The sequence below is a fragment of the Paenibacillus campi genome (assembly GCF_034659835.1).
GTDB classification, from domain to species: Bacteria; Bacillota; Bacilli; order Paenibacillales; family Paenibacillaceae; genus Saccharibacillus; species Saccharibacillus campi.
Map to the genome: position 1 here is coordinate 172,936 of NZ_JAXSQZ010000002.1, position 12,753 is coordinate 185,688.

Annotated in this window: 9 protein-coding genes; 6 read left to right on the forward strand and 3 right to left on the reverse strand. The window is 44.5% G+C overall.

The window, feature by feature from the left end; all coding sequences use genetic code 11:
- Window positions 1-155 precede the first annotated feature (155 nt).
- Both U1I11_RS06110 and U1I11_RS06115 read right to left on the reverse strand, forming a co-directional pair.
- Window positions 156-1,961 carry a methyl-accepting chemotaxis protein gene (locus U1I11_RS06110; protein WP_322904720.1) on the reverse strand — a complete coding sequence of 602 codons (1,806 nt, stop codon included), beginning with the start codon at window positions 1,959-1,961 and terminating at the stop codon, window positions 156-158.
- A gap of 42 nt (window positions 1,962-2,003) precedes the next feature.
- Window positions 2,004-3,014 carry a BMP family lipoprotein gene (locus tag U1I11_RS06115; protein ID WP_322904721.1) on the reverse strand — a complete coding sequence of 337 codons (1,011 nt, stop codon included), beginning with the start codon at window positions 3,012-3,014 and terminating at the stop codon, window positions 2,004-2,006.
- A gap of 403 nt (window positions 3,015-3,417) precedes the next feature.
- Between U1I11_RS06115 and thrC the strand changes: the two genes are divergently transcribed.
- The 4 genes from thrC to U1I11_RS06135 all read left to right on the forward strand — a co-directional run bounded on the left by thrC (window position 3,418) and on the right by U1I11_RS06135 (window position 9,519).
- Window positions 3,418-4,818: a threonine synthase gene (gene thrC / locus U1I11_RS06120; RefSeq protein ID WP_322904723.1), complete on the forward strand. Its 1,401-nt coding sequence runs from the start codon at window positions 3,418-3,420 to the stop codon at window positions 4,816-4,818.
- 237 nt (window positions 4,819-5,055) lie between these two features.
- Entirely contained in the window at window positions 5,056-6,381 is a 1,326-nt protein-coding gene (locus tag U1I11_RS06125; RefSeq protein ID WP_322904725.1) for an SMI1/KNR4 family protein, read from the forward strand.
- A 102-nt stretch (window positions 6,382-6,483) separates the two neighbouring features.
- Complete coding sequence (aspA, locus tag U1I11_RS06130) at window positions 6,484-7,893, forward strand: aspartate ammonia-lyase (protein WP_322904727.1); 1,410 nt, start codon at window positions 6,484-6,486, stop codon at window positions 7,891-7,893.
- 345 nt (window positions 7,894-8,238) lie between these two features.
- Window positions 8,239-9,519, forward strand: a complete 1,281-nt coding sequence (locus U1I11_RS06135; RefSeq protein ID WP_322904729.1) for a hypothetical protein — start codon at window positions 8,239-8,241, stop codon at window positions 9,517-9,519.
- A gap of 164 nt (window positions 9,520-9,683) precedes the next feature.
- On the opposite strand, the gene U1I11_RS06140 is transcribed toward U1I11_RS06135, so the two are convergent.
- Window positions 9,684-10,625, reverse strand: a complete 942-nt coding sequence (locus U1I11_RS06140; protein WP_322904730.1) for an FUSC family protein — start codon at window positions 10,623-10,625, stop codon at window positions 9,684-9,686.
- 171 nt (window positions 10,626-10,796) lie between these two features.
- On the opposite strand from U1I11_RS06140, the gene U1I11_RS06145 reads away from it, so the two are divergent.
- Both U1I11_RS06145 and U1I11_RS06150 read left to right on the forward strand, forming a co-directional pair.
- Entirely contained in the window at window positions 10,797-12,062 is a 1,266-nt protein-coding gene (locus U1I11_RS06145; RefSeq protein ID WP_322904731.1) for an AAA family ATPase, read from the forward strand.
- A gap of 189 nt (window positions 12,063-12,251) precedes the next feature.
- Complete coding sequence (locus U1I11_RS06150) at window positions 12,252-12,728, forward strand: RloB family protein (RefSeq protein WP_322905734.1); 477 nt, start codon at window positions 12,252-12,254, stop codon at window positions 12,726-12,728.
- The last annotated feature ends 25 nt before the right edge of the window (window positions 12,729-12,753 follow it).

Consider the following 12,753-nt stretch of genomic DNA (forward strand, 5'->3'; position numbering starts at 1 on the left):
AGCCGCATAATGTGCCTCATCAGCGGCATGTGAGTCGTCGCTACAATCGAATCCTTCGAAAAGCGAGAGCGCAAACGTTGGCAGATGCTGCTCATCATATGCGCATGCCTACTCTGTACGTACGTGTAATCTTTGGTTAGTATATGCGTTTTTGACTACACTGCACGCTTGTCAGTTTGTGTGCTGTCTGATGGCTGACTAGCGTTGCCGATGTTGTCTGTTGGTGTCAACGCGAGATCAGGTATCGTTACTGAACTAGCGGCTGATGCTTGTTGTTTGTGCCCAGCAGCTTCAGCGGTGGCACGTTCATCCAGCTGGAAGCGATCCAGTTCGTGATGCATTTCACTGCGAATTTGGCGCAATTGTTTGACTAGCTCGCTCGATTGTTGGAAAGCATGCCGCTGCTCGACCGTTGAAGCGGTAATTTGTTCACTGCCTGCCGCCGATTGCTCGGTGATGGCGCTGATGTTTTCAATCGCTTGTTGGACTTGATTGCTTAGTTCATGCGAGCTTTGCATATCGTCTGACAAACGGTGGATATGCGAGGCGATTTGCCTCATCTGCTCGCTGATCTCGGCAAATGAGGCATCGGTCAGTACGGTCGCCTGCTCCTGTTGCACGAACAGTTCGACGCTATTCGTTACTGATGTGTTCACTTTGCCCACAGCGGACGTAATCGCTTCGACCGCTGCAAAAATTTGGCGTGCTGCTGCTACCGATTGATCGGCAAGCTTTTTCACTTCACCTGCCACGACGGCAAAGCCGCGTCCGGCATCTCCAGCGCGTGCCGCTTCAATGGAAGCGTTCAGCGATAACAAATTCGTTTGCGAAGCGATATCGGATACAAGCTGTGTCATGTTGGCGATCTGACCAGCATTATGTTCCAGCGTTTTGACCGTTTGCTGCAATTCGCTCATCGCTTCACGGTTGCTGGTCACAATGGCAAGCTGCTGCTGCATTCTGCCGCTGCCTTGTTCGATGGAGTGCAGCACTTCATTGCTGTATGCGGCTGATGCGGATGTCGTTTCCAAATTAGTGCGGAATTTGTCCTGCATTTGATCGACAACTTCGACCGTTACGCTCAAGTCTTCAGCGATTTTTTGACTGCCGACGGCAAGTTCTTCAACCGATAGTGCGACTTGACTTACGATATCTTGCATGCGATCGTTGCTGCGGTCGATATCTTGTGCCATATCGTCAACCCGATTACCAGCTTCACCGATCGAGCTGACGATGCTGCGCAAGTTGGCAATCATTTGATGGAACGAACGGTTTAGCTCATCCAGTTCATCTTGCCCTTTGGCGGTTTGCAGCTTGACGGTCAGATCACCATCGGCAATGCGCTTCGCTGCAGCGGTCAATATTCCTGTACGGCGGGCAAGCTGTCTAGCGGTATATGTATTGAACATACCGACAGCGATTAGCAGTACGATTGCGCCTATAAGCGCGATTTTCCAAGTTAGGCTAATGCTGGAACTCAGCTCAGCGGTATAGTTATTATAGTCCGCTTTCGTCTGCAATTTTAGTAAATACACATCGTTTTGAATGCCTTCGATACGAATGCTTTGTCGCTTCGCTTCTGCACTATCACGATTTTGCATGGCGGTTGTGCTCGCTGTAGCAAGCTGTTTGAATTTGCTGTCCACCCGTGACACCAACTCATTCTCGGCAGTTGTTGGCAAGCCGGACGAGCGTAGCGCATCCAATGTTGTTTGTACTTTTTGCAATTGTTTTTCCACGATCGCACGATTGCTTTCGGATATGGAAAAGGAATAGTTGTTCAGCGCCTGTCCGGTCAGAACGAGATCGCTATCGAGTTGCTGCACGTTCAGCATATTAGGCACAAGATCGCTCGCTTGTGCGTTAATGCTTAACAGCTGGAAGATAATATAACCGACCAGTATGAGCGAAGCGAGCAACGAGATGAGCGCATTTCGCACCAATTTTCCTTGTAATTTCATGGGGGATTTCCTCCAGTAGTTAAAAAGTAAAGGCTGTACGCGTTACGAGCCTTGCAGCTTAATTTTGATCGCGCCGGAAATTAGCTTTTGCTTCAAGTCTTCCAGCTGTTTTTGCTGTTCGGTAGATAGCTCAACCAGATGGATCGGTGCCAGACCGACGCCGCCATCTTGCAAACCGAATACCATATTTTTTTGCGGGAATGTTTTGTTGTTTTGAATGTAGGTGTTCGTTGCATTATATAGGGCGACATCGATATTTTTGACCATCGACGAAATGACCGATTTTTCAGCGAGGAAAAATTGATCGCTATCGACACCGATCGAGTAAATCCCCTTTTTTTGCGCTTCTTCCAGTCCGCCAATACCGGTCAATCCGGCAACCGTATAAATGACATCGGCGCCGTTAGCGATCATTTGGCTTGCAGCGGCAGTGCCAAGCTGAGGTTTACCAAAATCTCCGGTATAGTTGATCTCAAAGCTGGCGGATGGATTGATAGTTAGCGCTCCTTGCTGAAATCCGCTTTGGAATTTGTGCAATAGCGGGATATCGATGCCACCAATAAAGCCGAGCTTACCGGTTTTGCTTGCCATAGCGGCGAGTGCGCCCGCCAGAAAGCTACCTTCTTCTTCCTTAAACGTAATAGAAGCGACATTCGGCAAGTCTGACGTTGCATCGACCAAAATGAACTGTTGATTTGGATGGCTTTTGGCAGCGGTTTCCAGGCTGTCTTTTACCGCATAACCGAGTCCGATAATGAGATCATTAGGAGTGGCAAGCAGCTGATTGAAACCTTCGTCATACGTTTTAGTGTCGGAAAGCTCTCTGTAATCAAACAGAATTTTACCTTCATCACGCGCGCGAATTAAACCGTTAAAGGCACCATCGCTGAATGACTGGTCACCAAGTCCGACATCAGACAATATGACCCCTATTTTCAGTCTGCCCGCATCCGCTGAAGCGACGGGTTGTTGATTGGAACAAGCGCTAAGCAGTAAAAGTACAGCTAACATGATTAGCAGGCTAATTTTTTTCCAATGTGTAATTGTAGGCATTGGCGATTTCCTCTCTGATTCAAAATACGTTGTCAAAAAGTATATCGGACATGCTAGCCAGTTAGTTAATATGCCAAAATAATGTAAACGTTACCAATTTAATTGCGGTTTATATGAATGCTATTTTGCAGAGAATAGCGAAGAAAATAGAGGCTATCTGCTGATAGCGGAAGTGTAATTTTTTGAGCAATTTTGATTAATCGCGTACAATTTATTGTAAAAATAATTGACTCAACCGATATATAGTTTGACAATCAGCGTATCTTATCCAACATGTCCGAACTTTATCAAATTAATGCTTGGATGCAGACCTGTGACAATGTATGATAGGAGTTAATCAATTTTGCATCATCTGCATATGCCAGGCATACGGATGAATACTATCGTTAACTGGGGGAACAATATGAAGTATATCAGCACGAGAGGACAAGTTGAGCCAAAAGGCTTTATCGATACTGTACTGATGGGGCTTGCCGATGATGGCGGTTTGATGGTACCGGAGCAAGTGCCGGTCGTATCTGCCGACACGCTGCACGCATGGAGTAAGCTGAGTTATATCGATCTGTTTCTGAATATATTTGCCTTGTATGTAGAAGACGAAATCCCGGCGGACGATTTGCGCCAGTTGGCAGAACGCAGCTATGCCAATTTCCGCCATCCAGAAGTAGCGCCGGTACGCCAAATTAACGATTCGCTTCATATTATGGAGCTGTTCCACGGCCCAACGTTTGCGTTTAAAGATGTGGCACTGCAATTTATGGGCGAGTTTTATTCGTACATTTCCCAAAAATACGGCGAAGTCATTCACATTCTCGGCGCAACGTCCGGTGATACCGGTGCGGCTGCTATTCAAGGCGTACGCGGCAAAGAAGGCATTAAAATTTGTATTTTGCATCCGCACAACCGTGTAAGCAAGGTACAAGAATTGCAAATGACGACGGTGGACGATCAAAATGTGCTCAATCTGTCGGTCAAAGGCAATTTTGACGATTGCCAAAAAGTGATCAAAGACCTATTTGCTGATCTGCCATTCAAAAAGCAACATCATTTGCGGGCGATTAACTCGATTAACTTTGTTCGTATTTTGGCACAAACTGTGTATTATTTCTACGCTTACTTCCGTGCCGAAGCAGCAGCGGCAGGCCGTCCGATTAATATTTGCGTGCCATCCGGTAACTTTGGTAACATCTTTTCCGGCTTTTTGGCGCAGCAGATGGGGCTTCCGATCAACAAGCTGATCATTGCTACGAATGAAAATAATATTTTGGAACGGTTTGTAAAAACAGGCGAATACAAGCCGGGTGATTTCCGCAGCACGCATAGCCCGTCGATGGACATTCAGGTGGCGAGCAATTTTGAGCGTTATTTGTATTATTTCCTCGGTAACGATGCAGCAAAAGTAGCCGCTTATATGCAGCAATTGCAACATGAAGGCAAAATTGTGCTGTCCGGTGATGATCTGACACGGGTACAGCAAGATTTTGCGGCTCATGGAGCGTCGAATGAGGAATGTCTGGAAGAAATCCGCAAATACAAACAGCAGTACGATTACTTGCTTGATCCGCACACCGCCTGCGGAATCGCGGCGTATGAGCAGCACAATGGTGCTGGTGAAGTGTGCGTAACACTCGCGACCGCACATCCTGCCAAATTTGATGAAGCGATCGTACTATGTGATATTAAGCAGCAATTTCCTGCCCCGATCGCCGCATTGTTCGATATGCCACAATATCAAACGGTCATCGATCATAATACAGATGAAGTGGTACGTCAGCTGGAATCGTTCTATACACTGCAAGTGTAATACGATGAATAGGCAGATGAACCGTAGCCAACAGGCTACGGTTTTTTGCGTATTGGCGATTGGAAGCAATGCGATCAGGTAATAAAACGACTGTAATTAGTTTCCAAGATTGTATTTTTGCTAAAAAGTAGGCATAGTATATTTATATGCAATGTAACGAATAAATCGCGTGCAATACAATATACCGATTAGGCTAGTTAGCAGCTAAGAGCGTTAACGGATGAAGGGATGATAGCGATGACATTTCAGCAACAATTGGAGCGGTGGCAGTCCGAGTGGAGTGAACTGCTTGAACGTTTGCAACAAAAAGGTGCAGACATAGTTATGAAATGGGAACGACCGGCAACAGAGTCGCAATTGATCGAGTTGGAGCAACGGCTTGGTGTGTTGTTGCCTACAGAGTTAAGGCAAGCGCTATTGGTCGCTGCCGAATCATGGATGTGTTGGACATTACCGCCTACAGCGGTCATTCCGTTTGATGCGAATGGCGATTGGGGCTGGTCGTTGCAAACGATTGACTGGCTTGATTTGTGGATGCTGGAAGCAGCGGGAAATTCTTTGCGTTATTTGGCATTTTATGAGGCGCATAATGGCGATAGTCTCGTGCTTGATATGCAAGGGCAATCCGCATCTCCGGCAGTGTTAAGCTGGAATCATGAGACAGGAGAATTTCGCTTTCTGGCAGGCTCGCTACAGGAGTTTTTGGAACGAATCCATGTGCTTTATGGGATCGGCGCCGAATCATGGCAGTATGAGCCATTTACCGATTATAGCGGATTAAATGTGAAGCATCCTCATACCGCATACTGGCGAGCATGGATGCATGATTATTTGCATCTAACACTGGCTGAGGCGCGCCATACATTGGAACGGCTCATTCGTTATACAGAAGTGTCGGGTGCAGTACATGCGGAACTGCGTGCTGCATTTGACGCTTTTGCGCCGGAGCGGGTGCTGCAAGCATGGCAGGAGCGCATTCGGCAGGAATCCGATCGCGGTGTACGGGAAGCGCTACTGGAATATGCGGGCGATCTATGCGGCGCTCATGCGGCAGACTGGGTTCGTTCGTTATGGCAAGCTGTGCCCGATGAGCGCATCAATGCTTCGATACTCGCCTATTTGACAGCGCGTTGTTTGCCGGAGCAGGAAGGATTGGAGCTTGTTTTGTCCAAGCTGGAGCAGCTGGAAGACACGAGCCGTTTGAATGGATATACGGCAAATGCATGGCTTAAACCATTTCATAGCCGCAAAGTTATTGAATGGATGTCTCGTCGGCAACGTGTCAGTTATCCGTACGATGGTTGGGATCAATTGTTTGCAATATCCGCTCCGGCGGCGCAAGATGTCGTGCAGTGGTTAAATGGAAGCGGTGTACAGCGACAAGTTGCGATTACGGCATTGGCGCGCTTTGCCGATGTGCAGCTTATTTTTAATCATGATGATGAGGTGCAGCATACCCGGCGTTTGCTGGAAAGCGAGCTGGAACAGGCGGTGACCAAAAAAGAGAAAAAGCTGATCGGTGGCGCACTACTCGCGCTAGACAAAGTGAAGCTGGAACGATAGGATGGGGGGCAAATATTAAATTTTGGATTTTACTGGAACGTTATGCAAGCCAGACGTATAATAGGACTGTTATTGTAAAATGTACAGCCGGAGGAATGAGTAGTGAGAATAGAGAAGGATTTTCTTGGCACCAAAGAAGTTCCCGATGAAGCGTATTATGGCATTCAGACGCTACGTGCAGTGGAAAATTTTCCGATTACCGGGCAAAAACTGCATCCTGAACTAATCCGCGCGATGGCGATGGTCAAAAAGGGCGCTGCGCTGGCAAATATGGAGCTATCCCGTCTGTATGGACCAAAAGGTGAAGCGATCGTACAGGCAGCCGATGAAATTTTGGCAGGTCGTTGGATCGATCAGTTTATCGTCGACCCGATTCAAGGTGGTGCGGGCACGTCAATCAATATGAATACAAATGAAGTGATCGCCAACCGTGCGCTTGAAATTATGGGCAAGGAAAAAGGCGCTTATGTCGATATTAGTCCGAACAATCATGTGAATATGGCACAATCGACCAATGACGCGTTCCCGACAGCGATTCATATCGCTACATTGTCGATGATCGAAAAGCTGCTGGTGGCGATGCGTGAGTTGCAGCATTCATTTCAGCTCAAAGCGGATGAATTTGATACGGTCATCAAAATGGGACGTACGCATTTGCAAGATGCTGTACCGATTCGTCTCGGTCAAGAGTTTCAGTCGTACGCACGCGTGCTTGGACGCGATATTCAGCGTGTGGAAAATACGCGCGAAAATTTGCTGCACATTAATATGGGGGCAACCGCTGTCGGCACCGGGCTGAATGCGGATCGCCGCTACATTGTACGTGTCGCTGAAATTTTGGCGGATATTAGCGGCTTTCCACTGGCAGCATCGGATCATCTAGTCGATGCCACGCAAAATACCGATGCCTATACCGAAGTATCGGCTGCCTTGAAAATTTGTATGATGAATATGTCCAAAGTGGCGAACGATATTCGGCTGATGGCATCCGGGCCATATGCAGGCTTGAATGAGCTGAATTTGCCGGCACGTCAGCCAGGTTCGTCGATTATGCCGGGCAAAGTCAATCCGGTCATGTGTGAAGTGGTGAACCAGATTGCCTTCCAAGTGATCGGTAATGACCATACGATCTGCCTTGCGTCCGAAGCCGGGCAACTGGAATTGAATGTGATGGAGCCTGTGCTCGTCTACAATTTGCTGCAATCGCTTGAAATTATGAAACAAGGGTTTACCGTATTCCGTTTGCATTGTGTGGATGGTATTCAGGCGAATGTGGAACGTTGCCGTCAATATGTGGAGCGTAGCGTTGGCGTCATTACTGCGCTCAATCCGCATTTGGGCTATGAGGTCGTATCGCGGATCGCCCGTGAAGCGATTCAGACCGGTAAATCGGTGCGTGAGCTGTGCTTACTGTACAATGTGTTGACCGAGGAAGAACTGAACATCATTCTCGATCCGTATCAAATGACCGAGCCAGGCATCGCTGGTGAAGCATTGCTGCATAAAGATTAAGCGATAATCAAGTGCAGGGCACTGTTTTTAGCGCTATGATGTGATGTGGTAAGCTATCTGACTTTTAAACTAATAGTATACCGTTTAAGCAAGGCTGTTCCTTTAGTGGGACAGCCTTTTTGCATCGTTTTGTCATTTTCGCATCTTACTGGTAAATATGTTATAGTGCATGTAGATAATGGCTGCATACGCTTACTTGTGAAGAAAACGAACGTTCTTTGCGGTACATGAGCTGTTGCCACTGACTTTAAACATATGGATAACATGCAATCGGAACTGGAGGGATCGAACAATACCAAATTCAGACGAGCTGTTTACTTTTACTGACAGAGAGGAAGGATATTTATGAATAGGAGACGTTACTTGCTCCGATCGACGACTATATTAGGCATTAGTGCCGCATTGCTAAGCAGCAGTGTCGTATTGCCTGCTTCGAATCATGCGCCCATTGCTCATGCTGCTGCAACATCTTCCGGTGTGGATGTTACATCCACCATCGAACAGCTTGGACAGCCGTTTAAAGGCGGCCCCTATGCACGCAATGTGTGGGATATGCAAGTGTATGACGGCAAAATTTATCTCGGCAGCGGCAACAGTAGCAATTCTGGGCCTTCGCCCAATGCCGGCCCCGTACCGATCATTTATTTTGATCCTGCGACAAGCCAATTTGTAACCGAGCAAGTCGTATCGATGGACAGCAAAACAGGCAAAAAGGTCACCCGAGACGTTACGGCTGATGAGCAGATCGATACGTTTAAAATTATAAAAGGCAAGCTGTACATACCGGGTAATGATTCGGTCGTACCGGGCTGGAAATACGGTAATTTTTATGAACGGGGCAATGGCAACTGGACGGAGTATCAAAATATTCCGAATGCGCTGCATGTGTATGATTTAGCCTATTATGGAGGCAAGCTATTTGCCGCTATTGGAACGGAAGATAGTCCGGTCGTAATGATGTCAGGCGATGATGGCAAGACATGGGAGCCATTTGCCCGGATTGATAGTTATGGTAGCCGTGCCTATAAGTTTTTCCAGTTTAAAGGCAAGCTGTATGCCGCCGCAATCATTATGCCGGACAACCAAATTTGGGGCGATGAAACCCATGTGCTGGCGATTGATTCGAATCTAAAGGCAACGCAGCAAAAAGTGAACGGCAAGCATATTTTGCCGGGCATGAGCTTTGTGCAACAAGCTGGCAAAACGCCGTATAGTCGTATTAGCAAAACGGTTGTCGTCAACAATCAGCTCGTTTACATTGCCGGGGAGCTGTACAATGATTCGCAAACGATGCCGGAGGCGCTAATTGCAGCCAGCAATGTTAATGAGGGTAAACGCGTACAATTGCCGGATGCGCAAGCGATTCCGACCGATCTGCTCGTGCGCGACAATGTGCTGTATGTATTGGCATACAGTAAGCAAGCGGATGGCAGCTATATGAACCGTGTGTACAAAACACGTAACCTGAAACAATGGTATCCGGTATTGCAATTCAAGCGTGATACGTATGCCAAATCGCTGGAACTACTGAACGGTGACTTTTATTTTGGTTTGGGTACAGACACCAAACCGCTTGCTGCGTCTGCCGGGCAAATTTTGCGCGTAAAAGCGGCTATGTTGAAGTAAGCAATGCACGTTACAGATGTTATGCGGTACAGCTTATAATTGTGAATAATAATCGTAAGTACATCGTTTGCCGGAATGACAGCTTGTTAATTCGATGTACATCACAGATTCGATTACGATGCAGCAAACAGATTGAACTGATCGTATTTGTAAGGTGCGAGCGATCAGGTAGCTGCATCGTGCTCGATCTTATGAGGCTGCGGTGCTTCAGGATGTAAATTTAACGGCGGTGCAATATGCGTTGGCAGCATTAGCCCAAGTTGCTGCAATTCCTGTAAAATACAGCGCACATGATAACGATAAATCATCAGCAAATCTTCGCCATGCATAGTTAACGGGCGCGAGCAATTGAAGTGCACATCCGGCTTAGCGTCGGCTTCAAGTGATGGCTCATCGGTCAGTAGCCGTAACTGGCGCATATGTGAATACATATTGTGATACATATCGATTTCTTCTTCCAAATGCGCCATCATCGTCCGCTTTTTTATATTCAGATGAAATTCGGATGTGTACGTTTCATACACCTTTTCCAGCTCAGACATATCTTGTTTAAGCGAGCTGATATGCACTCCTCCGCCTTGTCGTAACAATTCATGCGCCAGTTGTGTTAGATGACGACGCAAAATTTTGCGTTGCCGCTCCATATAACGCTCATGTTTAGGTGGAAAAACAAGATAATTCACCGTAACTGCCACACTGATGCCAATTAACGTATCCAGCATTCGATTGAGCCCGTAAAATAGTGGGCTTTCACCAGGACGCAAATTAAGCATAATCGCCAAAAAGACGATGCTGGCGATCGAAATGGCTTTGTTCCATTTGAGCAAATTACATACATAAATGACGACAACAATACCAAGCGCCGAGAAAACAGCGCTGTACGGATCAATTAGCGCAAACACAAACCCACAGCTCGCCCCTACAATCGTACCCATCACCCGATTTTTGCCGACCGTATAAGAGCTTGTAATCGAATTTTCCATCGCAATAATCGTGGCGATCACCGCGTAAAAAGGATATTCCAAATGAAACGTCTGTGAGATAAGTAGACAGATAAGTACAGCGAGTGCTGTTTTCAGATTGCGCATACCGATAGCAAGTTTCATAACAACGATCGATTCCTTTCTTCAGTTGCATTTGAATGAGCGTTTATACTATAAATGATTACCCGGTTGTTGTCTGTGAATAAAAACATAATTAATCATTTTAATAGAAAAATGAGAAAATATCGTACTTTTAGCATCATAGTGTTACTATACTATAAGAGAGGTGATGTCATGCTGCTACAATTTAATTTTGAAAATTTTAAATCTTTTGCACAAGAATCGACACTAGATATGATGGCAACTTCCATTAAAGAACATGAGAATGATGTAGCATATAATGTCTATAATGAAAGAGTATTAAAAGTGGCTGCTATTTTTGGAGCGAATGCGAGTGGAAAGAGTAATGTTTTTAAAGCATTTCGCTTTTTTTGTCGATTTGTTCTATCTTCCAATAGATCAATGGTTTGGCTAAATGAAAAATATCTGTCTCCTTTTGCATTTACGAGTGAAAAAAAACCATCGTTTTTTGAAGCTATTTTTAGCACTAAACAAAATATTTTTCAATATGGTTTTAAAGTCGATCAGGAGCAAATTTATGAGGAGTATTTATATATAAGGGACAGAAAAAAGAAAAAAGAAGCGTATAGAACTTTGTTTTATCGTAGTGAGCAAGATTTTGAGCTAGCACCAGAATTTGAGTCTATTAAAAATTTACTGGAACTATTAGAGAAAAAAACATTGTTTTTATCATTAATGACCAGTTTCAAGATCGAAATTGTTCAAGAAATTAAAGATTGGTTTCAAAAGGTTTCTTTTATGGATTATGCTAAAGGATTTAATAACATTGCGATAACTAGAAGTCGCTTTCAAACGCCTTTAATGCGAATTTTGAAAGACGATGCTCAAAAAGAACAATTAGAAAAATTTATTAAAGCGGTTGATGTAGGAATCGACACCTTAGACGTTGTCACTTTTAATAAGATAGAGTTAGTAGACGAAGAAAATATAGAAATTAATTCTGATGATGACGAAACGATGTATGAATTTTTTAGTATCCACGCTAATAAAGACACAAATGAGACGTTCAGATTACCTTTAAGAGAAGAATCTAGCGGAACACAAAAGTTAATAGCATTATATACATCTTTACAAAATGTAATCGAGCAAGGAGGAATTCTATTCTCTGATGAACTTGATGCCCAATTACATCCTTTATTATTGAGATATCTAATTAATTTGTTCCACGATCCAAAAACAAATCCTAATCATGCACAGCTAATTTTTACGACGCATGATGTGTTCACATTAGACAAAGACAATTTTAGACGAGATGAAATATGGTTTGTAGATAAAGATGAACGTGGAGTGTCTAAATTATATTCTTTGGCTGAGTACAAGCTGAATGATCAGAAAAAGGTTAGAAACGATGCTAGCTATGGAAAAGATTATATATTGGGCAAATATGAAGCCATACCCGACTTAAAACCGTTGATATAGGAAAGGACTATATATGGCAGCACGTAGAGAACCGGGCAGAAAAAATAGAAAAAAGCAGATTAAAAAGCTAAACCTTCGGGTCATTTAATCGTAACGGAAGGCATAACAACGGAAACTAATTATTTTAATGGTTTTAAAGATGAAATCAATGAAAAATATTAAGGCGCTATACAATCATATACCATTGATATTCACGGCGCAGGAAAAGAAACACTTCGAATCATTGAGGAGATTGAAGATTACAAACGTCGCTCTCCTCATGTGTTTGAGCATGTTTGGGCTGTATTTGATAAAGATGATTTTCCGCCCGATCATTTTGACAATGCGATTCATTCCGCTCACCAAAAAGGCATTAAGGTTGCTTGGTCTAATGAATGTATTGAATTATGGTTTTTATTACATTTTGCATATTTAGATGCCAACATCAATAGACAACAATACTATTCACGTCTGGACAGCGTGTTTAAAAATATGGGCGTTCAAGAAGGTTATAATAAAGCATCCGCAAGGTTGTATGAACTGTTAAAGCCTTATCAAAACAAAGCAATACGTTATGCTCAAAAATTAAGAGAAACACATAGTGTAACAAGTTCTTTTTCTAAAAAAGCTCCCTGCACTAATGTAGATGAATTAATAGGTGAATTAAGAAATTTGCTTAACGACTAAAAAAACTAATCTTTAATTGAAAATA